Below are 25,996 nucleotides of genomic sequence, written 5' to 3' on the forward strand. Positions count from 1 at the left end.
AGGAAGCTACGGCGATCAGCCCCGCAGGCCCTCGGTCGTCATGTGGACCCGCGCGATGCGTCCGTCGGCGTCGTGGTGGAGGCGGTCGACGCACACCGACCGCCGCCGGGCGTCCCCGCCCGGCGCCGTGCCGTCGTGGTAGAAGCAGAACCACTCGCCGCCGAACTCCACGATGGCCACCCGGTTGGTCGCGCAGTTGCCGGGCACCTCGTTGACCAGGCCCTCCACCGTCCACGGGCCCTCCGGCGAGCGGCTGCGGGCGTAGGCCACGCGCTGGGGGTACAGGTGGCCGAAGGACAGGTAGAACCAGCCGTTGCGGTGGTGGACGTGGACGCCCTCCTCGAACGCCGGCAGCTCGATCTCGGTGACCGGCCCGGCGAGGGCGGTCATCGAGTCGTCCAGCGGGGCCCAGAAGCACCGGTGCTTGCCCCAGTACAGGTACGCCCGGTCGTCGTGCACGAGGACGAACGGGTCGTTGGTGTGGTCGCGACCGTCGTCGTCGGGGACGTCGTTGGTGACGAGCGTGGCGCCGATCGCGTCCCGGAACGGGCCCGTCGGGTGATCGGCCACGGCCACCCCGATGGCCCCGCCGGGTACCGTCGCGTGGTTCATCGCGAGGTACCACCAGAACTTCCCGTGCCGCTCGACCACGCACGACGCCTTGGCGCCGTCGCGGGCCCAGGCGAAGTCCTCGACGCGCAGCAGCGGGCCGTGCGGTGTCCACGACAGCAGGTCGGTGGACGAGAAGCACAGCCAGTCGCGCATCACGAACCGCTCAGCGCCGGGCCCTGCCTCGTCGTGCCCGGTGTAGAGATATGTGGTGCCGTCGTGCACGAGCACCGTCGGGTCCGAGGTGAAGGTCTCCGTGATGATCGGGTTGCCGTGCGTGATCACGTCGCAACGCATGCCCACGCACCGTAGGTGACGGGCGCAGCAACCTGTGCCGTACCCCAGGCGCAGGGCCGTGTTCGGTCAAGGGGCGGGGGCCTCTCCGAAGGCGTGCCGGTCATGTTGCGGTGAGCAGGGTCGTGAGGTGCCGGAGTAGCGGCTGTCCACGTAGAGGCGAGTGCCGCCCGCCGGCGAGCGACCATGGCCGCGCCTGGCGGGACCGGAGTGTGCCGGTGACCTGCCTGGTGCCGACGTCGATGTGCTGATCGCTGTGGAACGCCACGCCGCGCGGCGTCGCGCGGAACTGGGACCGCCCGTCGCGGCGTTCACGTTCTGGTCAACTGGGCCGGGCACGCTCCGGGACATGACCGACGAGCCCTTCATCGTCCCGGGCGCTCCCGACCCCGACGACGTTCCCGCGGCCGACCTGGGCGAGGGCGCTCCACGAAGGTCGCCGGGGTACGGGGAGGGAGTCGAGCCCGACGTCTTCCCCGAGGAGGAGCCGGGCGGCGACACGCTCGACGATGAGCTCCGGGACCGCCCCGCCCCGCCGTTCCGCACCCCACACCCAGGGCACTCCTCCTGAAGCCTGAGGTGCCCACAGCCCTGCGAGACCCACTGGAGGAGCGCGCCGTAGTCATCCGCCAAGAGAACGTGCGGTGAACCTCCTCGGGGAGTTCCCCTCTGGAGCACGGCGGTGTCCCCGTTCAGACCCCGGCGGCGGCGCGGGTGAGCACTTCCGCCGCGACCCGTAGCCCGTCGAGTTGGTCGAGCTCGACGTCCTCGTGCTCGATGTTGACGGCCATCTCGGGATCGATCTTCGCCAATGCGCGCAGGAACCGCGTCCAGAAGTCCTGGTCGTGCCCCTTGCCGAGGGCGACGAAGTCCCAGGCGGCGTTCTCGGGCCAGGCGGCGAGGGTGGCGTCGCCGCCGAGCCGGATCGGGTCCTCGGTGACTTCGCGGTGGCGGTCATCGAGCACGCCGTGGACGAGCGCGGCGGGGTTGATGCGGGTGTCCTTGGCGGCGGCGTGGAACACCAGCGGGCCCAGGTGCTCGATCGCGGCGACCGGGTCGATGCCCTGCCAGAACAGGTGGCTCGGGTCCATCTCCGCGCCGAGGTGGGTCGCGGCGGTCTGCTCCACCAGCCGTTCCAGGGTGGCGGGGTTGAACACGAGGTTGAACTGGTGCATCTCGAGGCAGACCCGCACGTCGTGATCGCGGGCCAGGGCGTCGATCTCACGCCAGAACGGCACGCCGACCTCGGCCCACTGCCGGTCACGGGCACGTAGGTACGTGGACTCGAACGGCATGGGGTTCCACGCCGGGACGGTGCCCCCGGCCTCGGCCGCCGGGAGGCCGGACATGGCCACCACACGCCGCAAGCCGAGCCGTCCCGCTGCCGCGATGGTGCGACGGAGGTCGGCGGCGTGGACCGGGCCGATGCGTGGGTCGGGGTGCAGCGGGTTGCCATTGCAATTCAGCCCGGTCAGCTCGACACCCGCGTCGGCGTACACCCCGAGGTGGTCCTCGACCGCCGTGTCACTGCTCAGGACCTCGTCGATCGGGAGGTGCACCGGGGGCAGGAAGCCGCCGGCATTGACCTCGGCGCCGGTGAGGCCGAGCCCCCGGATGGTCGCGAGGGCCTCGGGCAGCGGACGGTCGTGCAGGATCGCGGTGTAGACACCGAGCTTCATCGATGCTCCTCGAGAGGGTGCTGGTCTGCTCGGCGGGTGCGGCCGTGCACACCCGCCGAGCCGGGTGGTCAGTCCGCGGCCTTGACGGCGAGCACGGGGACGGGGCTGTCGAGCAGCAGGCGCTGGGCGACACTGCCCAGAAGCGCCTTGCCCACCGGCGAGCGGCGCCGCATCCCGATGACCAGCCGCTGGACGTCGGGCCGGTCCGCGATTTCGTCGAGGACGGCCTCGGCGGGGTCGCGGTCCTCCGGTCCACTGCGCTCGAGGTAGGTCACCTTGAGGTCCTCGGGCAGGCCCGAGACGTCGAGGGCGTGCAGGGTCATGTTGAGGACGACGAGGTCGGTGTCGAGCAGTCGTGCTTCGGCGGCTCCGGCGTAGAGGGCCTGCGGACCCTCCCGCCCTTCGGGGACGGCGACGAGGACGGTCACGGGATTCTCCTTCCGTGGGTTGGGGGTGCGGGATCAGGAGTACTGCCGGCGGAACTGCTCCTCGAGCTGCTCGAGCGAGTGGCCGCGGGTCTCGGGCACCAGGCGGTACACGAAGACCAGGGCGAGCAGGCCGAGGCCGACGAAGATGAAGAACGTCGACGCGATGCCCAGTTCCTCGACGACCACGGGGAAGCCGAGGGAGACCACGGCGTTGGACAGCCACAGCACCAGGACGCTGATGCCGATCGCCAGGCTGCGGATCTTGAGGGGGAAGATCTCCGAGAGCAAGAGCCACACGAGCGGGCCGATGGTGCCCTGCATGCAGAACACGAAGAGCACGACGAAGACGAGGATGAACCACGCCTTGGCGGTGCCGTCGGGCAGCAGGTACGCCGACAGCCCCACGAGCAGGTGGAAGAAGGTCGTCAGCGCGAACCCGCCGAGCAGCAGCGTTCGCCGGTTGACCTTGTTCATGATGAGCAGGCCGACGGTGATGCCCAGGACGCTGAAGAGGCCGTTGGCCGTGTTGGCGATGATCGCGGCGCTGTCGGAGAACCCGGCGTCGCCCAGCAGCTGGGTGCCGTAGTACATGATCGAGTTGATGCCGGTGAACTGCTGGAACATGCCCAGCCCGGCGCCGATGAGGATGAGCCGACGGATCCAGCGGACGCCGAGGTCGGTGGCTCCGGCGGTCTTGGAGGCGCGCTCCTCCTCGGCGAGCTGGTGGACCTCGGCCATCTCGGCCCGAGCCCGATCGGGCGCACGCACCTGCTGGAGGACCGCCAGCGCCTCGTCCTCACGCCCCTTCGAGACCAGCCAGCGGGGGCTCTCGGGCATCCGCAGCATGCCGATGAACAGGGCGATGGCCGGGAGCACGGCGACGACGAGCATGACGCGCCAGACGCCGGGGTTCTCGCCCCAGATGTTGAAGATCAGCGCGTTGATGACGAACGCGGCGAACTGACCACTGACGATCATGACCTCGTTGCGGGTGACGATGCTCCCGCGGCGCTCGACTGGCGCGACCTCGGCCAGGTAGACCGGCACCGTGGCCGACGCCCCGCCGACGGCGAGGCCGAGGACGAAGCGGAAGAAGGCGAGCACGGGCCAGCTCGGCGCCAGCACGCAGCCGATGGTCGCGACGCCGAAGACGATGGCCAGCATCAGGATGTTGTGCCGGCGTCCGAACCGGTCGGAGAGCGCACCGCCGACGATGGCGCCGATGGCCGCGCCGAAGATGAGGATGCTGACGACGACGCCCTCGGTGAAGGCCGTCAGCCCCAGGTCGGTGGTCATCGGCTCGAGAGCGCCGTTGATCACCCCGGTGTCGTAGCCGAACAGCAGGCCACCGAAGGTGGCCACGACAGCGATGATGCCGAGCCGCCTCGAGTGCGGCCCCGGGACATCCGGTGGCAGGGCCGGCGCGTCCGGCCTCTCCTCGTTGTAGGTGGTCATGATGGACTCCTCGTTGAGCGTGAAAGCCTCGTGGGAAAGCCGCCCGGCGGTGGCGCTGACGGCGACCCACGATTTCCTCGTCGGGCCGGGCGCAAAATCCTGCGCGTGCGGACTCGTCGACGATGACCGTTCGTGTGATCCAAGTCAATGCTGTCCCGCGCAATTCTTCGAGATTCGGGGAATCGGCGCAGAAACACGCCTGGCCAGGGAGAACAACGGCAAATGGGCAGCACAACGACCCGGACCGCAGGGACGCGATCCGGGTCGCCGGAATTGCTGTAGAGAATTGTCGACGTGTGAGATCAGCCGTTTCGCGGGAATCCGAGATCCAGCCCGCCCGATTCGCCACGGCGCGCCGGGTCGATCCAGCGCGCGGTGACGACCTTGCTGCGGGTGAAGAAGTGCACTCCTTCGGTGCCGTGGGCGTGGGTGTCGCCGAACAACGAGTTCTTCCAGCCGCCGAAGCTGTAGTAGGCCATCGGGACCGGGACCGGCACGTTGACGCCGATCATCCCCACCTGCACCTCGTTCTGGAAACGGCGGGCCGCGCCGCCGTCGTTGGTGAAGATGGCGGTGCCGTTGCCGTAAGGGTTCGCGTTGATCAGCGCGACGGCCTCGTCGTAGGTCTCCACGCGGACCACCGACAGCACCGGCCCGAAGATCTCGTCGGTGTAGATCGACATGTCGGTCGTGACGTGGTCGAAAAGCGTCGGCCCGACGAAGAATCCCTCCCCGTCGGCGTCCGGCTGCACCAGGCGGCCGTCGACGACCAGCGTCGCCCCGGCGGCCTCGCCAGCGTCGATGTAGCCCGACACCCGCTCCTGCGCGGCGCGGGTCACCAGCGGCCCCATGTCTGCTCCGCGACGCCCGTCGCCAGTGCGCAGGCCCTCGGCGCGCTCTCGGATCTTCTCCACAAGCGGGTCGCCGGCCGCACCCACCGCGACCACCGCGGAGATCGCCATGCACCGCTCCCCCGCCGAACCGAAGCCGGCGTTGACGGCCTGGTCGGCGGCCATGTCGAGGTCGGCGTCGGGCAGCACGACGGCGTGGTTCTTCGCCCCGCCGAGGGCCTGCACGCGCTTGCCGTGGGCGGTGCCGGTCTCGTAGACGTAGCGCGCGATCGGCGTGGAGCCCACGAAGCTGATCGAGCGGACCTCGGGGTGGGTCAGCAGCCCGTCCACCGCGACCTTGTCGCCGTTGAGCACGTTGAACACCCCGTCGGGCAGCCCCGCCTCGCGCCACAGCTCAGCCATCCACAACGCGGCCGAGGGCACCTTCTCCGAGGGCTTGAGCACCACGGTGTTGCCAGCGGCGATCGCGAGGGGGAAGAACCACATCGGCACCATCGCCGGGAAGTTGAACGGGCTGATGATCCCCACGACCCCGAGGGGCTGGCGGATCGAGGAGACGTCGATGCCCGTCGAGGCGTTCTCGGTGGCCGAGCCCTTGAGCAGGTGCGGGATGCCGCAGGCGAACTCGACGACCTCCTGACCGCGGGCGACCTCGCCGGCGGCGTCGGAGAGCACCTTGCCGTGCTCGGCGGTGATGAGCGCGGCCAGCTCGTCGGCCCGGGCGTTGAGCAGCTCCCGGAACCGGAACAGGATCTGGGTGCGTTTGGTCAGCGAGGTGTCGCGCCAGAGCGGGAAGGCCCGGACGGCGGCGTCGATGATCGCCGCCACCTCGTCCTCGGAGGCGAACGCGACCTGGCGGGTCACCTGGCCGGTCGCCGGGTCGGTGACGTCGCCGAACCGGTCGGAGGCCGACTTGAGGACGGCACCCCCTGCCCAGTGGTGGAGTGTCTCGGTCATCAGGGGTTCCTCCCGGGTGCGGGCTCGAGGACGGTGTCCGAGCCGAAGTGCTTGGCGACGAGGTCGGTGACGGTGGCGCGGTCGGCCGTGACGATCTCGGACGCGCGCTCCTCCCAGCCGAAGACGCAGTGGGTGAGCGTGCCGTCGAAGCCCGCCGCGGCCAGGGCGGCGAACACGGCGTCGAAGTCGACCTCGCCGGCGCCCATCGGGGCGTGCTGGTGCACGCGCGCGGTGGAACCGGGCGGGTTGACGATGTAGCGCAGGCCGCCCGAGGCGGTGTGGTCGAGGGTGTCGGCGAGGTGCACGTTGGTCACCCGGGCGCCGGCGCGGGCGATGATCCCTGCGGGGTCGTTGCCCTGGTGGAACGTGTGGGGGGTGCAGTAGAGGAACGAGACCCAGTCCCGGTCGAGCCCCGCGACCATGTCCACCGCGGCGTGCCCGTCCTCGATGAAGTCGTCGGGGTGCGGCTCGAGCACGAGGCGGATGCCCTCGCGCTCGAAGTCCGGCGCCAGCTCCTCGAACGAGCGCAGGAACAGCGCCTCGGCGTGCTCGGCGCCCTCCGGACGGCCGTTGAACTCGGTGTTCATCGTGTCGACGCCGAGGTCGACGGCGATCTGGATCGCGCGACGCCACGCGCGAACCGCGGCCTGCCGGCCGTCCTCCGACGGCCCCGACCAGCGAAGGACCGGCAGCACCGAGGAGATGCCGACCCCGGCGTCGGCGGCGCGACGTCGCAGCGTCGCGACCGTCGCCGAGCCGACCCGCGGGTACTGGAAGAAGGGGATGAAGTCCTCCTTCGGGGAGAGCTCCATCCACTGGTAGCCGGCGCGCGCGACGGCGTCGGGCAGGTCGGTCACCGCGTGGGTGCGGTGGAACATCTGGGCGTCGAGGGCGAGCCTCATGCTCGTGCCTCCATCGCGGTCTCGATGCGCTCGCCCTTGACCACGGCTGCCACGCCGGCCTCGCAGATCGCCGCGGCCGCGTAGCCGTCCCAACTGCCCGGGCCGTCGACGGCGTCGCCGCCCGTGGTGATGCCCTGGCTCGCGGCGTCCACCCAGCGCTGCATCTGGTCGTCGTAGGCCTGCCCGAAGCGGGCGACGAAGTCCGGGGGGATGGTGCCTCCCCAGGTCCCTCCCACCCGCTTGGTGACGACGCTCTGGTCCAGCCCGATCAGGGCCGAGCCGCGCTCGGCGACGACCTCGGTGCGCACCTCGTAGGCGATCCCGGTCCGAACGAAGATCTCGATCGTCACCAGGGCCCCGGACTCGGCCTCGAACAGCACGAGCATCGGGTCGGAGACACCGGGGGGCGCCTCGCCCGTCGGCCGGCCGCGGACGACGCTCACCGCGGTGATCTCCTCGCCGAGCAGGAAGCGCGCGGAGTCGGCCTCGTGGACGACCGAGTCGCGGATCATGAACTCGGAGTCGAAGAACTCCGGGACCGCGGGGTTGCGGTGGGTGCAGTGCAGCATCAGCGGCGCGCCGAGCTCGTCGCCGACGATCATCTGCTGCAGCGTGGCGTACTCGTGGTCGAAGCGGCGCATGAAACCGACCTGGACCAGGCGGCGGCCGAGCTCGGTCTCGCGGCGGTACACGGCGGCCGCGGTGGTGGCCTCGGTGGTCAGCGGCTTCTCGCACAGCACGGGCTTGCCGGCCTCGAGGCAGGCCAGGACCTGTTCCTCGTGCGCCGTCCCGGGGCTGGCGATCACGACGGCGTCGACGTCGTCGGCGGCGATCGCCGCGAGCGGGTCGGCGACGACCCGGGCACCGATCGGGTCGGCGACGCGGTGGGCCTGCTCGTCCGAGAAGTCGCTGATCACGGTGACGCGGGCGCCCCGGGTGCGCCGCGACAGGCTCTCGACGTGGAACGAGCCCATCTTGCCGACGCCGAGGACGGCGACCTTCAGTTCTCCGGTCATGGTGGCCTCCTATCGGGCCGGCGTGCCGATGCGGACCGAACCGGTGCCGCAGGAGCCGAGGTAGGTGTGGGTGCGCTGCGCGATCGGCAGCGGCTGGTCGGGCGGGCAGGGGTACATGTCCTGCTCGACGATGGCGAAGACGTCGAGTCCCGCCTCTTCGACGGCCTGCAGCACCTCGAGCATCGACGGCACGCCGTAGGGCGGCTCGATCATGGCGCCGGCCTTGACGGCGTCCGGGAACGGCAGGTCCTCGGCCTCGACGCGGTCGATCACGGCCGGGTCGACCTGCTTGAGGTGCAGGTAGCCGATGCGCTCGGGGTACTTGCGGATGATCGCGACGTTGTCGCCGCGGTAGTAGGCGACGTGCCCGGTGTCCAGGCAGAGGTTGACGTAGCGAGGGTCGGTCGACTCGACGAACCGCTCGATCTCGGATTGGTATCCGACGTGCGAGTCGGCGTGCGAGTGGAACTGCACGCGCAGGCCGTACTCCTCGAGCACCCGGCGGCCGAGCTCGTCCATCCCCGTGGTGAGGCGGTCCCAGCCGGCGGCGTCGAGGGTCGGCGACTCGAGCGGCGCGCCGGTCTTGTGGTCGCGCCACGGCTCGGGGATGACGACGAGGTGCTCGCCGCCGACGGCCCGGGTCAGCGAGGCGACCTCGGTGACCTGCTCCCAGACGTGATCGAAGGACTCGGGCCGGTGCAGGTGCTCGAAGACGGTGCCGGCGGACACGGTCAGGCCGTGGGTCCGCAGGGTGTCGGCGAGCTCGGTCGGGTCGGTCGGCAGGTAGCCGTACGGGCCGAGCTCGATGACGTCGTAGCCGGCGGCCGCGACCTCGGCGAGGAAGCGGTCGGCCGGGGTCTGGTCGGGGTCGCTGGGGAACCAGACGCCCCAGGAGTCGGGGGCACTGCCGACCCTGATCCTGCTGGTCGAGCTCGAGCTCACGAGGACACCTCTTCGCTGGGGTGGAGGAAGGTCTGCTGGGTGGACTTGGCGTCGTCGTAGGTCTTGCGGGCGCGCTGGGTCGAGTCGAGGGACGACACCTCGGCGACCGGGACGTCCCACCAGGAGCGGGAGTCGGGCGCGGGCACCAGCGGGTCGGTCTCGACGTGGACGACGACGCTGGTGGTGGCGGCCTTGGCCTCCCGCAGGGCCGCGGCGAACTCGTCGCCGGTCCGCACGCGCAGCACCCGGACACCGAGCGACTCCGCGTTCGCGGCGAGGTCGACTGGCAGCCGGTCGCCGTCGAGGCGCCCGGAGCCGGACCGGTAGCGGTAACGGGTGCCGAAGCGCTGCGAGCCGAGCTCCTCGGACAGGGCGCCGATCGAGGCGTACCCGTGGTTCTGCACGAGCACGGTGATCACCTTGACGCCCTCCTGGACCGCGGTCACCAGCTCGGTGGCCATCATCAGGTAGGAGCCGTCGCCGACCATGACGAGGACGTCGCGATCGGGACACGCCATCGCGACGCCCACGCCGCCGGCGACCTCGTAGCCCATGCAGGAGTAGCCGTACTCGACGTGATAGCCCTTCGGGTCCCGCGTCCGCCACAGTTTGTGCAGGTCACCGGGCATCGAACCGGCCGCACAGACCACGACGTCGCGCGGGTCGGTGAGCTCGTTGACCATCCCGATCACGGCGTTCTGGGTGAGCAGGCCGCCCGACGGGGCGTCCGCGTGCACGCGGGAGACCGTCGCGTCCCACTCGGCGTCGAGCCGCTGGTACTCGGCCTCGTAGTCGGCGTCGACGCGGAAGTCGGCCAGGGACGCGGTCAGCGCCTCAAGGGTTTCGCGGGCGTCGGCGACGACCCCGATCCCGGAGTGCTTCACCGCGTCGAGCCCGGCGACGTTGATGTTGACGAACCGGACGCCGTCGGCCTGGAACGCGGTCCGGCTGGCGGTGGTGAAGTCGGAGTACCGGGTGCCGATCCCGATGACCACGTCGGCGTCGCGGGCGATCGCGTTGGCCGCCGTCGTGCCCGTGGAGCCGATCGCCCCGAGGCACTGCGGGTGGTCGAACAGCAGCGTGCCCTTACCGGCCTGGCTCTGGCCGACGGGGATGCCGGTGGCCTCGCAGAAGGCCGCGAGGGCGGCGGTCGCACCGCTGTAGTGGACGCCGCCGCCGGCGACGACCAGCGGGCGTCGCGCGGAGCGGATCGCCTCCGCGGCCCGTGCCACGGCGGCGCGTTCGGGCAGGGGCCGGGCGACGTGCCACACCCGCTTCGCGAAGAGCTCCACGGGCCAGTCGTGGGCCTGGGCCTGCACGTCCTGCGGGAGGCAGACCGTCACCGCGCCGGTCTCGGCCGGGTCGGTGAGCACCCGCATCGCCGCGAGCATCGCCGACGACAACTGCTCGGGGCGCCACACGCGGTCGAAGTAGCGCGACACCGGACGGAAGCAGTCGTTGACGGTGACGTCACCGGAGTCCGGCAGCTCCAGCTCCTGGAGCAACGGGGACGCGGCGCGGTCGGCGAAGGTGTCGGCGGGCAGCAGGAGCACCGGCAGGCGGTTGATCGTCGCCAGCGCCGCGCCGGTGACCATGTTGGTGGCGCCGGGGCCGACACTCGTCGAGACGGCCCAGGTCTGGAGACGGTCCTTCATGCGGGTGTAGGCCGCGGCGGAGTGCACCATGGCCTGCTCGTTGCGGCCGAGGACGTAGGGCAGGAGCTCGGGTTCGGCGAGCTCGGCCTCGAGCAGCGCCTGCCCGATGCCAGCCACGTTGCCGTGTCCGAAGATGCCGAAGCAGCCGGCGAACAGCTTCTGCTCGATTCCGTCGCGCTCGGAGTACTGGGCCCCGAGGAAGCGGACGAGGGCCTGGGCGACGGTGAGACGGACGGTCTCGCTCATGAGGTGCCTGCCAGACGGGGATCGGTCAGACGGGGATCGGCTGGCTGGTCCGCCCACGTGGCGCGGACCCAGGCCTGGTCGGGGTGGTCGGTGATCTTCCAGGCGCGCTCGCCCGGGCCGGCCATGACGTTGAGGTAGTACATGTCGTGGCCGGGGGCGGCGGCGCATGGGCCGTGCCAGCCGTGGGGCACGAGGACCGTGTCCCGGTCGCGGACCTCGATGAGCACGTCGATGTCGCCCGCGTCCGAGGCGCTGGTGCGGTGGAAGCCGAGACCGGGCTCGCCGTGCGGGCCGGGCGCGATCTCGTAGTGGTAGATCTCCTCGAGCTGCGACTCGTGCTCGGTCGCCTCGTCGTGCTTGTGGGCGGGGTAGCTCGACCAGTTGCCGCCGGGTGTGATCACCTCGACGGCGATGAGGTTGCCGGCCTCGAACACGCCGGCGGCACCGAAGTTGCGCACCTGGCGGCTGCACTGCCCGGCGCCGCGCAGCTCGACGGGGACGTCGGCGGCCGGCACGTATCGGAACGGCAGGACGACCTCGGTGCGGGCGCCGGTCAGCGCGAGCCGGACGGGCCCCTCGTCCGCCCGGAGCGTGGCCGTCGTGCCGCTCGGGAGGTACGCGACGTCGGTGGGGCCGGCGAAGACGTCGGGGCGGCCCGCGAGCACGTACTCGGTGGTGCCGTCGCCGACGGTCACCCCGCCCGACAGCGGGACCACGATCATCTCCTCGTCGCCGGTCACGACCTCGCGCCGCTCCCCCGCGGCGAGCGTCAGCGTCCGCAGGCTCGACCAGGTCCAGCCCGCGGTGGCCGGGGTGATCTCGAGGTCGTACCCGGACGTGGCGGCGGTGCCGGCGGGGACGTGCAGCTCGGCACGGGTGGGCGCGCTCATGCCCGCACCCCCGGCCGGACCATCGCCACGGCGGTGTCGACGGCGCCCGCGACGTCGTCGTCGGACGGGTAGAGCAGCGTGCGGCCGACGATGAGCCCGCGCACGCTCGGCAGGGCCAGGGCGGTGCGCCAGGACGCGTAGGTCTCCTCGGGCGCGGAGGCGGGGTCGCCGCCGAGCAGCAGGGTTGGCAAGGTGGTCGCGTCCATGACGCGCTCCATCTCGTCGACCACGGGCAGCTTCATCCACGTGTAGGCGCTGCTCGCCCCGAGCCCCTGCGTGATGTGGATGGAGCGCACCACGGCCGCGGACGAGAGGTCGTTGACGACCTTCCCCTCCACTCGCCGGGAGATGAAGGGCTCGACCATGGCGACGGTCTGGGCCCGGTTGAGCTCGGTGACCGCGTCGGCGCAGGCCTGCAGGGTCTCGACGGTGCCCGGGTCGTCGTAGTCGATGCGGGTGAGCATCTTGGCGGCGTCGAAGCCGGCCTCGACCGTGCCGCGCACGTCGTAGCCGGTCATGCGGTCGTCCATCTCGAAGACCGCGCCGGCGAGTCCGCCGCGGTTGAGCGAGGACACGACGACCTTGTCCTCGAGGGCCCCGAGCAGCAGCAGGTCCTCGAGGATGTCGGAGGTGGCGAGCACGCCGTCGACGCCCGGGCGGGCGAGCGCGGCGCGCAGACGGTCGAGCAGCTCGGGACGGCTGGCCATGGCGTCGGCGCGACCGCCGGCCGCCAGGGCACCGCGGGCGGGGTGGTCCGCCGCGACGATCATGAGACGTCCGTCGGCGGGGACGAACGGCCGCCGGCGGCGGGCCGCGAGCAGCTTGGCGACCCGTTCCGGTTCGGTCGCGCGGATCGCGCGGACGTCGTCGTAGGTGGCGGCGAAGCTCATGCCGGGGAGCCCTTCTCGAGCAGGACGTCGATCTCGTCGGGGGTGGGCATCGCGGTCGAGCACTCGAGGCGGGAGGCGACGATCGCGCCGGCGGCGTTGGCGCGGTGCAGCACCGTCGCGAGGTCCCACCCGGCGAGCAGGCCGTGGGCCAGCGAGCCGCCGAAGCTGTCGCCGGCGCCCAGCCCGTTGAGCGGGGTCACAGGGATCGGCGGCGCCTCGACGCGCTCGCCGTCGCGGGTCTTGCCGAGCACGCCCCGCGGTCCCTGCTTGACGACGGCGATCTGCACGCCGGCGTCGAGCAGCGCGTCGGCGGCGCGTTCGGGGTCGGTCTCGCCGACCGCGACCTCGCACTCCTCGCGGTTGCCGACGGCGACGGAGACCTGGCCGAGGACCTTCTGGACCTCGGAGGTCGCGGTCGCGGCGTCGGCCCAGAACATCGGGCGGTAGTCGAGGTCGAGGACGACGTGGCCGCGGCGGTCCCGGGCGTCCAGGACGTCGTGGTGCGTCTGGCGGCTCGGCTCCTCGGAGAGGCCGGTGACCGAGAGCCAGAGCAGGTCGGCGGCGCGGGCGACGTCCAGGTCGACGTCGGCGGTGCGGACCTGCAGGTCGGGGGCGGTGGGGCGCCGGTAGAACCACAGGGGGAAGTCGTCGGGCGGGAAGATCTCGCAGAAGGTCACGGGAGTGAGGTGGTGCAGGTCGGTGACGACGTGGGCGTCGTCGACGCCGAGACGGCGCAGCTCGCGGCGCACGTAGCGGCCGAAGGGGTCGTCGCCGACCCCGGTGATGATCGCGGCGCGCCGGCCGAGCCGGCTCGCGGCCACGGCCACGTTCGCGGTGGTGCCCCCGAGGAACTTGCCGAAGGTCTCGACGTCCTCGAGCCCGACGCCGGTCTGCAGCGGGTAGATGTCCACCCCGCTGCGCCCGAACGTCAGGACCTCCGGCGCGATGCTGGCGGTGCTCATGGGCTGTCCTCGTCCGTCCGTCTCGAGGGCCTGCGGCGATGTGCCGTGGCGATGACGAGGACGTTAAGGAGCAACACGGGCCGACGTCAATAGTTTGTCCAGACATAGAGTCATAGAGACCAGTCGGTTCAGTCGCTATGCTCGGGACCATGACCGTCGCGTCCGGGGCCGTCGAGCTCGCCATCGATCTCGACCGCTCCAGTCCGGTGCCGCTCTACCACCAGCTCGCGCTCTCCCTGGAGCAGGCGATCACCGAGGGGCGCCTGCGGCCGGGTGACCGGCTGGAGAACGAGATGGCAATGACCACGCGGCTCGGGCTCGCCCGTCCGACGGCCCGCCAGGCCATCCAGGAGCTCGTACGCAAGGGCCTGCTCGTGCGCAAGCGAGGCGTGGGAACCCAGGTCGTCGCCGCTCCGCCGATCCGGCGTGACGTGAAGTTCTCGAGCCTGCACGATGACCTCGCGTCGTCCGGACACGAGCCGGGCACCGAGATCCTCGAGCGGGCCACCGGCACCGCCTCGGAGCTTGGCGTCGACGACCTCGTCGAGGTCGACGAGGCCCTCACCTACCTGCGCCGCCTGCGACGGGTCGACGGCGAGCCGCTGGCGATCATGTCGAACTACCTGCCTGCGCGGTTCCGCCTCGACGACGAGGACCTGCGCGAGCGCGGCCTCTACGCCACCCTGCGTGCGCAGGGGGTCGGCTTCGCCATCGCGCACCAGACCATCGGCGCCCGCCTCGTCACCACAGAGGAGGCCGCGCTCCTCGGCGAGACCGAGCCGGCTGCCTGCGTGACGATGCAGCGCCTCGTCTACGACGACACCGGCCAACTCATCGAGCTCGGCCAGCACATCTACCGCGCGTCGCAGTACACCGTGCAGACCTCGCTGGTTGTGTGACGACGCGCGGTAGTGACACCGACCGTCCGGGGACGTCAGCGATGGCGACGGTCGTAGGGGTCTGCGATCTCGACGGCCAGGACGTCACACTGAACACCGGCCGGGGCTCAGGTGCGACGCCCCACACCCGGGTGACGGGTGCCGGCCTCTGGGCTGGAGCCGGACCGAACGGTGTGCCTCGCGTACGCCGCAGGTCCGGTTCAGCAGCGCAGCCGGCCGGGGCGGCCCCGTCGGCTTGAGATTCTCCTCGGTCGCCGGGGCCGTGTTCGGACCAAGACCGGACGCGCGACCAGGCACGCTTTCCTGCTGCTCCGTCGCCCAGCCCGGTGCGCGGTACGGTGATGGCGCGGTCGACCGCACGGCCACGATCCGGACACGGGGCGTCGGTTCTTCGACGATGTCTTCGACAGTCCCGTTCTTCATGTGCGTCCCCGACCTCCACCGACCGGTGGGGAGGGCAGATCGCAGCGCATGTCGCTTCGGCTCTGCCTGGCCAGCGCGCTCGCTCTCCCGCGGCCCCGTGCTCACCGCGCCTCCATCCACGGGGAGCACCATGAACACCGGGCAACACGACGACCTCGTCGTCGCCCTGCGCAGCGCCGCCCGCGGGCTGGCGCAGCAGCGCAGCATCCGCGACCTCGAGCAGACCCTCGAGCAGATCGTCGCCTCCGCCGTCGTCACCATTCCGGGGGTGGACGCCGGCAGCATCTCGATGACCGAGCACGGCCGCATCGAGACCCGCCACCCGACCAGCGACGCCATCGCCAAGCTCGACGCCAAGCAGAGCGAGTTGTACGAAGGCCCGTGCATCACCGCGATCGAGGACCCGCCCGAGAGCGGCACCGTCCTGGCCCGCGACTTCGCCGGTGCGGATGCCGAGCGCTGGCCGAGGTTCGCGCCGCTGGCCGTCGAGGCCGGGTACCGGTCGTTGATGTCGACCCAGCTTTCGGTCAACGGTGGCATGCGCGCGGCGCTGAACCTGTACTCGACCGGGCCGGATGCCTTCGACGAGGACGCCGAGACCCTGGCCGGGCTGTTCGGTATCCAGGCCGCGGTGCTCCTCTACGGCGCGAACACCGCCGTACACCTCCAGCGCGCGGTCGACAGCCGCGACCAGATCGGGCAGGCCAAGGGACTGCTGCGGGAGCGCTTCAAGGTCGACGACGAGGGTGCGTTCCAGATGCTGGTCAAGTCCTCCCAGGACACCAACCTGAAGCTCACCGCCGTCGCCCAGTGGCTCCTCGACAACGCTGACAACACCGGCGCCCGCCCCATTTCGGGTAGAGCGCGCTGATCGGCTGATCCGAAGCGGGTCAGACGCGAGGGCGGGAGCCCGAAGGGCCACGCTCCTTGATGGAGTCGGCGCCGCTGACGCTGACACCGTCGGCACGCCGGCTACGCGTTTCGGCACCGTGGCCGTCCGGGCACGATGCACGCAGCGGTTCACCCACGGTGCCGACGTCTGGTCCGACCAGCAGCCCGTACGCCGGAGGAGACCAATGTCCACCGAGAGGCCCATCGACGTTGCGAGAGTCCTGGAACAGGCGCACTCCGCGGTCGCCGCAGGCAAGCTCGTGACCGAGTACGACGACGAGGCCGCGCCGCACGCTCCGCTGCCGAGGAAGTGCGCCGAGCCCGTGCAGACCGACTCATCGACGGAGGCCTCGCTTCGGGAGCGCCTGGGCGTGGGCGTGCCGCAGCACAGGTGATGCAGTTCTGACTGTGGTCGTCGGTGAAGGTGCGGGCGCGCACCACGGAACCACGACGGAACAGAAGCGCGATCATAGGAGTCGTGAGGGGCTGTTCTGCAGGCAGCGGCGTAGGCCAAGATCGTCCGAGGTCCTGCGCAAGAACCTCGGCAGCCGTCTCGCATGCTCCTTCGGCGGACAGCGGTGCGGGAGACGGGCGGCCTTCGCCGACACGACGACGATCCCGACCCGCAGTTTCAAGCCGCTGTCCCGTCGGGCACCACCCAGACGCCGTTGGTCTCTGGCCGGCGGTCGGGGCGGCGCCGTCGGCCGTTGAGCAGCCAGCACCGGTGGTGTCGTCACCGTCCGTGACTCGTCGAGCCGAGCATGATCGGCCCATGACGTACTCATGAAGATTCGACTGGTGCTCAGTCGGATGCACTCGCAAGCGCCGAGAGGGAGAGCGGACGGTCTTCGCAATCGACTGTTCGTGCAGGTCAGCGACTTGACCTGTTTCCATTCGACGCAGCTGGACGTCCTTTACTGGTCGAGACCTCCTACGAGGAGCCCGGATGGGCCGGCCCCGGTGCCCCTCGGGCACCCGGCTCGATCGCAGTCACCGAGGACCTCGATGCGCTCCCGGGCCCCTTCGCGGCGGAGACCTGGCCGTGCTCGACCCCGCCCAGCTCGACGTCCTCCGGCGCGTGCGCGAGCTCGGTCGGGCTACGGCCGACCCCCGAGGTGCTCGGCCAGGAACTCCCCCGCCTCCCGGAACATCGTCATGAGGTTCTCGGGGTTGAGGAAGGCGTGGCCTTCGTCGTCGAACACGCGGTAGGCCACCTCGACCCCCCGGGTCCGCAGGCGCTCGACGACGTTGTCGGACTCCGACTTCTTCACCCGGACGTCGTTCGCGCCCTGGAAGATCATCAGCGGGGTCACGACACGGTCGAGGTGCGAGATCGGCGACCGGGCGAGCATGTCGGCCTCCTGCTCGGGTACGTCGGGGTCGCCGATGTAGAGGTGGTAGTTGTGCCTCAGGCCAGGCCGCACGGCCTCGGGAAAGCTGCGCATCGTGGCCGCGAGGTCCGACACCCCGACATAGTCGACGGCGGCCGCGAACAGGTGCGGGGTGACGGTGACGCCGATCAGGGCCGCGTAGCCGCCGTACGAACCACCGAAGATCGCGACCCGGGCCGGGTCGGCGTGGCCGTGGGTGACCGCCCATTCGACGGCATCGACCAGGTCGTCGTGCATCGCGCCGGCGAACTCGCCGATCGCTGCCTGCATGTGCTCACGGCCGAAGCCCGTGGACCCGCGGAACTGTGGCTTGAGCACGGCGTACCCGCGGGTCGCGAAGTACTGAGCGAAGAGGTCGAATCCCCAGGTGTCGCGCGCCCAGGGCCCTCCGTGCGGCATGAGGACGAGCGGGGGCGCCGCGTGCTCCTCCGGGTCCTGGCCCACCGGGAGGAACAGGTACGACGGGAGCTCGAGCCCGTCGCGTGCCGTGATCGACACCGGCATGTTCGGTGCGAGCGTGTCGGGGTCCACCCGCCGAAGTGGGCGGAAGAGCAGGCGGGCCCGGCCGGTGACGTGGTCGTAGAGCCACGACGAGGGGTCGCGGTCGTGGTTGAACGACGTCACCCAGTACCGCCCGGAGCGGTCCGACGACACTCCGCCGAGATCGCCGTCGGCCAGGCCCTCCAGGGCGCGGAGGACCTCGGCGAACGCCTCGGTGAGCGGTCGGATCACCTGGCGCTCACGGGAGTACCGCACCCCGATGAGCTCGCCGGTGCGCGCGTCGGTGATGAACGGGGCGGGCAGCAGCGGGGCGACCACCGAGGTCGTGTCGAGGTCGTGGGTCGGGTGGCGGTCGATCTCGGTCTGCTCGCCGGTGGCGAGGTCGAGTCGGGCCGGGCGGAGCCGGTCGCCGTCGCCGTAGGTGCCGGTCCAGAGACTCCGCCCGTCCGGCGCGGGCCGGGTCAGCGGGCCGTACGGGAAGTCGTCGCCGGCGAACTCCGCGACCCGCCGCAGTTCTCCGTCGGGGCGGCGTTGCCGCAGCTCCCACCCCTTCTCGGTGACCGTGACGCCGTAGACCTCGCGCGCGCTCGTCGTGAACCACGAGCTCCCGTCGATCCCGTCGGCGAGCACCGTGAGCTCGCCGGTGGCCACCTTGATCTCGCAGAGATCGATCAGGCCCGGGGCGCGGTGGTTGAGGCTGACCACGATCGAGCCGGTGAGCCCGGGGACCTGGGTGAGCTCCCAGACACGAGCCCCCGGGTAGGGCGTGAGGTCGACCGCCGCGGCGTCCGGGTCCTCCAGATCGACCCGGTAGACGTGGTGGTTCTCGTCGCCGTCGTCGTCCTGCAGGTAGAGCAGGAAGCGGGGGTCGTCGGTCCAGCGGTGGTCGAGGACGGTGCGGTGGTCGGCGGTGACGCGGCGCGCACGAGAGAGATCGAGGTCGTCGTCCCCGAGCCGCAGGACCCAGACGTTGAGGCGGCTGCGCCACGGCGCGAGGAAGGCGAGCCACCGTCCGTCCGGGGAGATCGCGGGGCGGGCGTACTCGGGCGGGGCGAACAGGTCTGCGACGGATACGGGCTCGGGACGCACAGGAGAACGGGTCACGGGTCCAGGAGAAACGATGCCCCTGCGGCACCCTCAAGCATCGCTGTATGCCGGACATGAGCGCTGGAGCGTGCCGGACGGCATGACCGACCGTCGCCAGCGTGTCCACCTCCGACGGGCGCCGCCGGCTGTCTTCACCGGTGACACCCCGTCGACGAGAGTCACGGCGTCAGCGGTCGTGGTGTGTCGATTCTTCGACGGTAGAGACGAACTCGAGCTGGGGTCCGGCGATCGGGGCTCGTTCTCGCCCGGCCGCCCGGAGCGCTCGGCTACGAGATGCGAGGGGGAAGCACAACAGTTTCGCCCGCCACATCGATCGCGACCTTGCGTGGAGGGCGACCTCGCCCTGCATGATCGTCGGTGGGTTCGGGAGAGCGTCGACCAGGCCGAGCTCGCCGATCGACGAAGCCATCGATCCCGCTCATCAGCCCTTGCAGCCTCGCGCCGTGTTGTCGAATCTGCTCGACGACGTCGCTGGCGTCGTCCTGGTTGTGACGGACCGTGGTGTACACGCCCTCTCCTCTCGTCGTGCTGCCCCGTGACCAGCCTCAGAAGGAGCGTGGGCCTACCTGCTGCCCAGGCGAGCGTCTCTCCCGGGGTGTCGTCGTGGGGGTGTAACAGCGTGCGGCGGCGGTGTCGCTGTGTACGCGTGACCGCACAGTGGCAGGAGCAGGGGCGATGACCCGGGCGTCGCCCGCCAGACGGACCGGCGAGCGAGACGGTCCCCCTCGAGGACATCCGGTCGAGGGCTCGGAGATCACGAAATGTGTCGATGCGACGACGCGCGCCGAGCTCGGTGCGTTCTTCGACCGGTTCGCCGCAGCGTTCGCCGGCGGTGACCTCCCGGCCCTCGTCGGCTGCTACGCCACTCCGGTGCTGTTCGTGACGGAATGGGACTCGACGACCCTCGATTCCGCCCATGCGATCGCCGAGGGTTTCCGCCACGTCGTTTCCGAGCACCGGAGTCGCGGGTTGGTGTCGCTGTCCCATCGGATCGAGACGATCTCGAAGCCGGCTCCCCGACTGGTCGAGGTCGGGATTCGGTGGACCTTCAACGACTCGGCAGGGCACGCGATGCTCCACGACCGCTACCGCTATCTGTTGAGGCTCGTCGACGACGAGGGTCCCCGCATCACCGTGGTCGTGGTGCTCGGCGGCGCGGTGGTGCCCACCCCGTGAGCGGCGAGACGCCGATCTACGACGCCACCTGCCGGGCCGTGGGGCCACCCCCCGCTGCGGGCGGCACGAGCGCAGAGGTCAGCCACGCGCCCACCGAGGCCGGTGACGCCCGCCCGGGGACGGTGGCTCGGTCGAGCCCTGCGGCGCAGTCCGGCGACCGGTCCTTGCCCTCCCCCGACGACGACCCCAGGACCGCCGATCTCTCGATCCCCGAGGGCGACCTGTCGGGCACGCACGCCGAGAGCCCATAGCCTTCCGATCCCGTGCGGCTGAGCACCGTGTCCGACCTGCTGGGAGAACCGCCTCCGCCCCCGTGGCCTTCCTTCGATGGTCATCGACAGGACCCCGATGCCCGCGTCGGGTGGTGTAACGGCACGGCGTGCTGTGTCGCTGGCTCTACATCGGGTCCGTGTGACTCATCGGGGGTTCGCGCGGCTCGTCGGGGGGCCGCGCGGGCGGGACAGGCCGGAAGGGGTGTGCTGTCGTGAACGGTCAGCACACGCGCGGTGCGGGGGTGCTGCGGGTCAGGCAGGGGCACCGGCACCCGAAGGGACCTCCCCGGATGGGCTCGGGCGCGATGCGTCCGGGCCTGTTGCGGGGCTCCAGACCCGCCCGGCGTCGACGTGGTGGGGAGCGGCGCCGGGCGGGCGGGGCCGGTGCAGAGTCGTGACCGGACCAGCGCGCACGCCGCCCGTTCTGCGAGCCGATGACACCGACTCCGTCGAGCCACGGCCCGGAGCGAGTGGCGTGGAACCCGATGATCTCGAGGACGCCCTGCGCAAGGCCATCGGCGGCGACGCGGCGGGGTTCGTGGCCCTCTACCGCGAGCTCCAGCCGCGGCTGTTCCGCTACGCGTGGGCACTGGTCGGGCAGGACGCCGACGACGTCACCGGCGAGGCGTGGCTGCAGATCGCCCGCGACCTGCCGTCGTTCTTCGGTGACCTCGACGGGTTCCGCGGATGGACGGCGAGCATCACCCGCCACCGAGCACTGGACCTGATCAAGGCACGCAACCGGCGACAGGCCGAGCCCCGAGGCCTGCAGGTCCTACCGGAGCTCGCGGACCTGACGGCCGCAGGCGACACCGCCGAGGCCGCGATCGCCGCTCTGTCCACCGCACAGGCGGTCGAGATCATCGCCTCGTTGCCCCGGGACCAGGCGGAGGCCGTGCTGCTGCGAGCGGTCGTCGGGCTCAGCGCCGAGGTTGCCGGCGTCGTGCTGAACAAGCGAGCCGGCGCGGTGCGTGTGGCAGCCCACCGGGGCCTGAAGACCCTCGCCCGGCAGATCGACCGGGTATCAGGCGGGGCGGAGGACCACCCATGACCGCCGAGGGTCGCCGCAGGCCCCCGCGCGGGCTGCGTCCGTCACGAGCAGAGTCAGAGGGTCTGCTCGACGGAACGGGCAGTGGACCGCTCCACGAGCTCCTCGCGGCCGCATCTGGACCTGCCCATCGCGAGGAGATCGCCGGGGAAGCGCTCGCCACCAGCGCGTTCGTCGCCGCCCACCGCAACGACGCGCCCGAGGTCACCATCGCCGACGACCTGCTGGGCCCCCCGGCGACCAGCCACCGGAGAACGGGTTGGTGGCGTACCGGGACCCGGCTGGTCGCCGCTCTCGTGCTCGCTCTGGCGTCCGCTGGCGTCGCCGTCGGGACGGCGGCGACGATGCTGCGTGACGCTCCCCCGGCCGCACCGCCGCCCTCGTCGGCCCCCGCCCCGGTGCCGGGCGGAGTGGGGACGACCGGTCCGCACCCGCTCACCGAGCCCGTCCGGATCGCGACCTGCCGGGCCTGGCAGGCAGCGGGCGCGAGCACCGCCACGAACCGCACGTCCGACACGGCCTTCACCTCGCTGATCTCGGCGGCCGGCGGTACCGACAACGTCGACGACTATTGCGCGGCGACGGCCGCACCGGACGCCGTGCCGTCGCCAGCCACATCGAGGGAGCACTCACCGGCCCCGGCGACGAGCACACCCCCAGGTGCCTCTCGCGACGAGGGCGCATCTCGCCCGGACGACCCCGAGCCGGCCGGAGCACACAACGGCAACGGCAACGCCAACGCCAACGGCAACGGCAACGGCAACGGCAACGGCAACAACAGCAACGAAGGACGCGGCGTCGGTCCGGCGGCCACGCCCCCGGGACGAGCCACGGACCGGAGCGGCCCGGCCAGTGGCCGGGCCGTCGGACCGCCGGAGACCCCACCCGGTCAGAACCGCGCGAATGAGAACGACGGCTCGACCTCGCACGGCCAGGGGTAGCGCAGCCGCAGTCTCGCCCCGCGCCACTCGCTGATGGTGGTCCGACGGGGTGATGTCAGTGCGGGCAGCCCTGTCCGCGGGCGGCGGCCTGGTCGTCGAGGCGGAACATCGGGCCGGTGTCGGTGGGCTCGTCGTAGTACCGGTGGAACACCGGGGTGAGCCCGCCGGAGATCGGCGGGACGATCCAGCTCCAGTCGACCGGGCAGTGGCGGCCCGCGGCCTCCTCCTTCTCCACGAAACGCAGGAAGCGCCGCGACTCGCCGTGGTGGTCGGCGAGCGAGACACCGGCCTCGTCGAAGGAGTGCTGCACCGCGGCGGTCAGCTCGATCGCCGCCCGGTCACGCCACAGGGTGCGGTCGCTGGAGGTGTCCAGGCCCATCGCCTCGGCCACCTCGGCGAGCATGTCGTAGCGGTCGCTGTCGGCGAGGTTGCGGGCGCTGATCTCGGTGGCCATGTACCAGCCGTTGAACGGCGCCGCCGGGTAGGAGACGCCCCCGATGTCCAGGCGCATGTTGCTGATCACGGGCAGGGCGTGCCAGCGCAGCCCCAGCTCGGCGAACCACGGGTGCTCGGCGTGGGCCAGCGCCACCTCCAGCACCGCGTCGCGGGGCACCTCGAAGAACTGCGGGCCCGCCGCCGCGTGCTCACCGCCGCCGCTGACGACCAGCGGCAGCACGTCGAAGCGCCCCATCGGGCTCGGCGGCAGCCACCCCAGCGACCGCGCGGTGTCGGTGAAACCCACATAGCGCGGGTCGCCGAGCACCCGACCCCCGGCGCGGTAGCCGGCGTAGCGGATGAGCTGCTCGTTCCACACCCGCGGCCCGGGCCCCGCCGGACCGTCCGGGGCGAAGATCGTGATCGTCGAGCGGATCCGCCCCCGGCGGGTCGCCTCACGCAGGTGCCCCACGCACTCGGCCGCGACCTGCTCGGGCGCGGTGACGTGCCGCCGGTCGCGCAGGTGCAGGCTGCGCCAGTACAGCCGCCCGATACACCGCGCCGAGTTGCGCCACGCGATCCGCGCGCCGAACTCGAGCTCGGCGTGGGTGTGCACATAGGTGCCGGTACGGGCGATCTCCTCGCGCACCGCCGCGACCCGCGGCTCGGCGGGACCGGCCGTGGGGTTCTCGGTGTGGAACAGCCGCACGAACTCCTCGGCCACCTCGGGATCCACGCCGGGCACCGGCGCCTCGACGACCGGCAGGGCGCCGGACTCGACCTCGACGATGCTCTCGCCGGGACCCGGTACGAGTGAGGAACCGACAACCGCCAGCGTCCGAAGGGGCCCGGAATCGAGGTCTTCAGGATCAGCGTAGACAGCCTCTGCGCTCATACCACCCCATGCGTCTCAACGGCCTCAACCGACGCTCGCGCCCCTCGCGCCAGCGGGCTTCATCGTGCGTGGCCGATCCCGTGCGGGGGACCTCCAAATGGTCACTCCTACGACGCGGATTCGGTGGCTTCCTGTGGTCGAGCAGATTCGTCCGGCCACGGAACGGAGCGTTTCCTCACCAACCGGGAGCACATGCCCTTCGGACGTTGCGCTCAATGCTCGGCGGCGGGAGCAAATGGACCCGCAGGCACCCGCATCCGGGCGCTTTCTCCCTTCGACCGAATCCGTTCCGTCATTTCAGCGGAGCGTCTCTCGATGCTCTGAACATCAACTCGGTGGTTCGATCGCCGGTCAGGTCGGCCGAGGACCGCCTGCGCGGAGTTCTGGACAATGCGACTTCCGCCACCGTGCGATTCGGCGCGGGGCTCGTACGTACCCCAGGCATGAAGATCCTTCTGCCCGTCAGCGCCCCACGGAAGACCGAGTCGGTCCACTCGTAGGTGGCGCGAGGAGAGTGTGGCGCACGCCACCCACCGTTCCGGACGATCTCGGACCCGACCCGAGCGTCAGGTGAACGCAAGGTTGAGGACTTAACGATCCGTCCGTGGTGAGCGAACCTTCCTCGAGCCCCGACAGGGCTGACTCCGTTCGTGAGTCCTGAGCCCGGAAGGACATCCGTGAACGATCCTGCTCCCCGGTTCGATCCGCACCGTCCTCCGCCCGGTTACCGTCCCGGGTCGGTGGCCTTCCCTCGTCACGACGAACACCCACCGCCCCGGCCCGAGCGCCACGACGAGGACGGGACCGAGGACGGGAACCGTCGGACGTCGTCCCACCTGTCGCCGGGGGTCCCACCGGTGCCGAGGGACATCCCGCTGACGACCCAGCGGCGCGATGACTCCCTGACACCTCGGACCCCGTCGCGGCACGGACGATCCCGGCCGGGTCACGCCCCGCCCAACTCCCCGCTGTTCGGCCCGCCCACCCCGCGCACCGGAGCGGGCAGCGTGCCGCCGGGCTACCGCCCCGGGTCGGTGGCGTTCCCGACGGAGGGACCGGCGCCGGCGCGGTGGCGGCTCCGGCTGTGGGTGATCCTCGCCGTCATGGTCGTCGCAGGCGTGGTCGCCGGGCTGGTGGCCGGCGGGTTCTCGTCGTCCCCGGCCGTCTGTCAGGCTCTCGACGACGGGCAGGACGCGCTGAGCGCCACCCGCACGACCTACGGCGCGGCCGGCACCTCGGAGGCCGGGCAGCGGATGCTGCGGGAGGCCGCGGCGACCGTTCGGACCGCCTGCCCGGAGCACTCCGGAGAAGCGGGTCAGATGGACGCGTTCGCCGACCTGCTCGACCTGGAGCGGGCTCTCGGTGGCTGAGCCTGTCACGAAGCGGCCCCGGTCCCGCGTGTTCGACGCCATGCTCGGTGCCGCCGTTCTCGGACTGCTCGTGGTGCTCGGGTTCGTGCTCAGTGGGGCCTTCCGCGTGACCCCGCTCTACGACGACGACCCCGTCCCGCGCAGCTCGACCGCCCGGAACGAATGCCAGGCACTCGTGATCGATCGGATCGGGGACCTGGACACCGTGACGTTCGACGACGGGAACTCGTCCGTCGTGCTCCGTCCGGATCGATCGTGGGTGATCCGCGGCGCGCTGGAGGTCCGAGAGCTCGGCGGGGACGAGCGCAGTGGCGAGTACGTGTGCCACGGGTTGCGGGAGCTGCCGCCGGGGTCGGACCGCTGGCGCTCGGATCGCGTGACCGTCCTCGGCGTCTAGCACCCCGCGCCGGCTCCGGAACCTCGACAGGACATCGCAAGCTGCGCGTCCTTCCACCTCGCGAGGGCGCGGGATTCCATGGTCACGACGACCGGACGATCTCGGACGGAGGGGCGCTCGGATGGACTTCTCGGCCATCGTCTGCCCGGAGACCGGGGTCTCGGCGAGCGAAGCCGCCATGGGGGCCCTCCTGGCCCGTGACCACCTGGGAGGCGACGTGACGCCCGCCTCCGGGGCGTCGTTGGCGGTTCGCCGCCGGGCGATGATCGAGGACGTCCGGGTCCTGACCGGTCTGCTGGCCGGCGAGCTCGTCGCCCTGGCGGACGACCCGGCCCCGCGCTTCGACGCCTCCCACCGCGCTGCCGAGGCGCACCGCGCGACCCTGCGATCCGACGAGTTCGCCTTCCACACGGCCCTGGCCATGCGCGCGCTCGACCGGGCGACGCGCTCGGACTGACCGCACCGCCGTTCGGG

Annotated in this window: 25 protein-coding genes; 10 read left to right on the plus strand and 15 right to left on the minus strand. The window is 71.4% G+C overall.

From position 1 onward, the window contains the following. Positions 1-15 precede the first annotated feature (15 nt). Entirely contained in the window at positions 16-906 is an 891-nt protein-coding gene (locus OG774_RS06750) for a family 43 glycosylhydrolase (protein WP_328307860.1), read from the minus strand. A 346-nt stretch (positions 907-1,252) separates the two neighbouring features. Here OG774_RS06750 and OG774_RS06755 point away from each other — a divergent pair, with 346 nt between their 5' ends. After that, on the plus strand, positions 1,253-1,474 hold the full coding sequence (locus OG774_RS06755; RefSeq protein WP_328307862.1) for a hypothetical protein: 222 nt from the start codon (positions 1,253-1,255) through the stop codon (positions 1,472-1,474). 121 nt (positions 1,475-1,595) lie between these two features. On the opposite strand, the gene OG774_RS06760 is transcribed toward OG774_RS06755, so the two are convergent. From OG774_RS06760 to iolC, 11 genes are all read right to left on the minus strand, one after another. Next, positions 1,596-2,582, minus strand: coding sequence for a sugar phosphate isomerase/epimerase family protein (locus tag OG774_RS06760; RefSeq protein ID WP_328307864.1), 987 nt, complete (start codon positions 2,580-2,582; stop codon positions 1,596-1,598). A gap of 68 nt (positions 2,583-2,650) precedes the next feature. Continuing rightward, positions 2,651-3,010 carry a universal stress protein gene (locus OG774_RS06765; protein ID WP_328307866.1) on the minus strand — a complete coding sequence of 120 codons (360 nt, stop codon included), beginning with the start codon at positions 3,008-3,010 and terminating at the stop codon, positions 2,651-2,653. A 33-nt stretch (positions 3,011-3,043) separates the two neighbouring features. Then, the gene (locus OG774_RS06770; protein ID WP_328310834.1) at positions 3,044-4,468 is read right to left on the minus strand and encodes a sugar porter family MFS transporter; all 1,425 of its coding nucleotides are present in this window, start codon (positions 4,466-4,468) and stop codon (positions 3,044-3,046) included. A 299-nt stretch (positions 4,469-4,767) separates the two neighbouring features. Next, a complete protein-coding gene (locus OG774_RS06775) occupies positions 4,768-6,273 on the minus strand; it encodes a CoA-acylating methylmalonate-semialdehyde dehydrogenase (protein WP_328307869.1) in 1,506 nt (501 codons plus the stop codon). Beyond that, the gene (locus OG774_RS06780) at positions 6,273-7,175 is read right to left on the minus strand and encodes a sugar phosphate isomerase/epimerase family protein (RefSeq protein WP_328307871.1); all 903 of its coding nucleotides are present in this window, start codon (positions 7,173-7,175) and stop codon (positions 6,273-6,275) included. Before OG774_RS06780 ends, OG774_RS06775 begins: the two co-directional genes overlap by 1 nt. Then, positions 7,172-8,191 carry a Gfo/Idh/MocA family protein gene (locus tag OG774_RS06785; RefSeq protein ID WP_328307873.1) on the minus strand — a complete coding sequence of 340 codons (1,020 nt, stop codon included), beginning with the start codon at positions 8,189-8,191 and terminating at the stop codon, positions 7,172-7,174. Before OG774_RS06785 ends, OG774_RS06780 begins: the two co-directional genes overlap by 4 nt. 9 nt (positions 8,192-8,200) lie before the next feature. Beyond that, a complete protein-coding gene (locus OG774_RS06790) occupies positions 8,201-9,133 on the minus strand; it encodes a sugar phosphate isomerase/epimerase family protein (RefSeq protein WP_328307875.1) in 933 nt (310 codons plus the stop codon). Further along, complete coding sequence (gene iolD, locus OG774_RS06795; RefSeq protein ID WP_328307877.1) at positions 9,130-11,034, minus strand: 3D-(3,5/4)-trihydroxycyclohexane-1,2-dione acylhydrolase (decyclizing); 1,905 nt, start codon at positions 11,032-11,034, stop codon at positions 9,130-9,132. Before iolD ends, OG774_RS06790 begins: the two co-directional genes overlap by 4 nt. Then, the gene (iolB, locus tag OG774_RS06800) at positions 11,031-11,924 is read right to left on the minus strand and encodes a 5-deoxy-glucuronate isomerase (protein ID WP_328307879.1); all 894 of its coding nucleotides are present in this window, start codon (positions 11,922-11,924) and stop codon (positions 11,031-11,033) included. Before iolB ends, iolD begins: the two co-directional genes overlap by 4 nt. Next, positions 11,921-12,814: a Cgl0159 family (beta/alpha)8-fold protein gene (locus OG774_RS06805; protein WP_328307881.1), complete on the minus strand. Its 894-nt coding sequence runs from the start codon at positions 12,812-12,814 to the stop codon at positions 11,921-11,923. Before OG774_RS06805 ends, iolB begins: the two co-directional genes overlap by 4 nt. Continuing rightward, entirely contained in the window at positions 12,811-13,776 is a 966-nt protein-coding gene (iolC, locus tag OG774_RS06810; protein ID WP_328307883.1) for a 5-dehydro-2-deoxygluconokinase, read from the minus strand. Before iolC ends, OG774_RS06805 begins: the two co-directional genes overlap by 4 nt. A gap of 149 nt (positions 13,777-13,925) precedes the next feature. On the opposite strand from iolC, the gene OG774_RS06815 reads away from it, so the two are divergent. Both OG774_RS06815 and OG774_RS06820 read left to right on the plus strand, forming a co-directional pair. Then, positions 13,926-14,675 (plus strand): GntR family transcriptional regulator, encoded by a 750-nt coding sequence (locus OG774_RS06815; protein ID WP_328307885.1) that lies wholly within the window; start codon positions 13,926-13,928, stop codon positions 14,673-14,675. A 553-nt stretch (positions 14,676-15,228) separates the two neighbouring features. Beyond that, positions 15,229-15,969 carry a GAF and ANTAR domain-containing protein gene (locus tag OG774_RS06820; protein WP_328307887.1) on the plus strand — a complete coding sequence of 247 codons (741 nt, stop codon included), beginning with the start codon at positions 15,229-15,231 and terminating at the stop codon, positions 15,967-15,969. 1,117 nt (positions 15,970-17,086) lie between these two features. On the opposite strand, the gene OG774_RS06825 is transcribed toward OG774_RS06820, so the two are convergent. Then, positions 17,087-18,985 (minus strand): S9 family peptidase, encoded by a 1,899-nt coding sequence (locus tag OG774_RS06825; protein ID WP_328307889.1) that lies wholly within the window; start codon positions 18,983-18,985, stop codon positions 17,087-17,089. Between the two features lie 269 nt (positions 18,986-19,254). Then, a complete protein-coding gene (locus OG774_RS06830) occupies positions 19,255-19,497 on the minus strand; it encodes a hypothetical protein (protein ID WP_328307891.1) in 243 nt (80 codons plus the stop codon). A gap of 166 nt (positions 19,498-19,663) precedes the next feature. On the opposite strand from OG774_RS06830, the gene OG774_RS06835 reads away from it, so the two are divergent. From OG774_RS06835 to OG774_RS06850, 4 genes are all read left to right on the plus strand, one after another. Next, positions 19,664-20,164 carry a hypothetical protein gene (locus OG774_RS06835; RefSeq protein WP_328307893.1) on the plus strand — a complete coding sequence of 167 codons (501 nt, stop codon included), beginning with the start codon at positions 19,664-19,666 and terminating at the stop codon, positions 20,162-20,164. Beyond that, positions 20,161-20,415, plus strand: coding sequence for a hypothetical protein (locus OG774_RS06840; RefSeq protein ID WP_328307896.1), 255 nt, complete (start codon positions 20,161-20,163; stop codon positions 20,413-20,415). The genes OG774_RS06835 and OG774_RS06840 overlap by 4 nt, the downstream gene beginning before the upstream one ends. A gap of 496 nt (positions 20,416-20,911) precedes the next feature. After that, on the plus strand, positions 20,912-21,487 hold the full coding sequence (locus OG774_RS06845) for an RNA polymerase sigma factor (RefSeq protein WP_328307898.1): 576 nt from the start codon (positions 20,912-20,914) through the stop codon (positions 21,485-21,487). Beyond that, positions 21,484-22,425 carry a hypothetical protein gene (locus OG774_RS06850; protein ID WP_328307900.1) on the plus strand — a complete coding sequence of 314 codons (942 nt, stop codon included), beginning with the start codon at positions 21,484-21,486 and terminating at the stop codon, positions 22,423-22,425. The genes OG774_RS06845 and OG774_RS06850 overlap by 4 nt, the downstream gene beginning before the upstream one ends. Before the next feature lie 55 nt (positions 22,426-22,480). On the opposite strand, the gene OG774_RS06855 is transcribed toward OG774_RS06850, so the two are convergent. After that, positions 22,481-23,596, minus strand: coding sequence for a nitric oxide synthase oxygenase (locus OG774_RS06855; protein WP_328307902.1), 1,116 nt, complete (start codon positions 23,594-23,596; stop codon positions 22,481-22,483). Positions 23,597-24,612: 1,016 nt separating this feature from the next. On the opposite strand from OG774_RS06855, the gene OG774_RS06860 reads away from it, so the two are divergent. The 3 genes from OG774_RS06860 to OG774_RS06870 all read left to right on the plus strand — a co-directional run bounded on the left by OG774_RS06860 (position 24,613) and on the right by OG774_RS06870 (position 25,979). Further along, complete coding sequence (locus OG774_RS06860; protein ID WP_328307903.1) at positions 24,613-25,125, plus strand: hypothetical protein; 513 nt, start codon at positions 24,613-24,615, stop codon at positions 25,123-25,125. Continuing rightward, positions 25,118-25,522: a hypothetical protein gene (locus OG774_RS06865; RefSeq protein WP_328307905.1), complete on the plus strand. Its 405-nt coding sequence runs from the start codon at positions 25,118-25,120 to the stop codon at positions 25,520-25,522. Before OG774_RS06860 ends, OG774_RS06865 begins: the two co-directional genes overlap by 8 nt. Positions 25,523-25,643: 121 nt before the next feature. After that, positions 25,644-25,979 carry a hypothetical protein gene (locus OG774_RS06870; RefSeq protein ID WP_328307907.1) on the plus strand — a complete coding sequence of 112 codons (336 nt, stop codon included), beginning with the start codon at positions 25,644-25,646 and terminating at the stop codon, positions 25,977-25,979. Positions 25,980-25,996 lie beyond the last annotated feature (17 nt).

The organism is Actinomycetospora sp. NBC_00405, assembly GCF_036044095.1.
GTDB lineage: Bacteria > Actinomycetota > Actinomycetes > Mycobacteriales > Pseudonocardiaceae > Actinomycetospora > Actinomycetospora callitridis.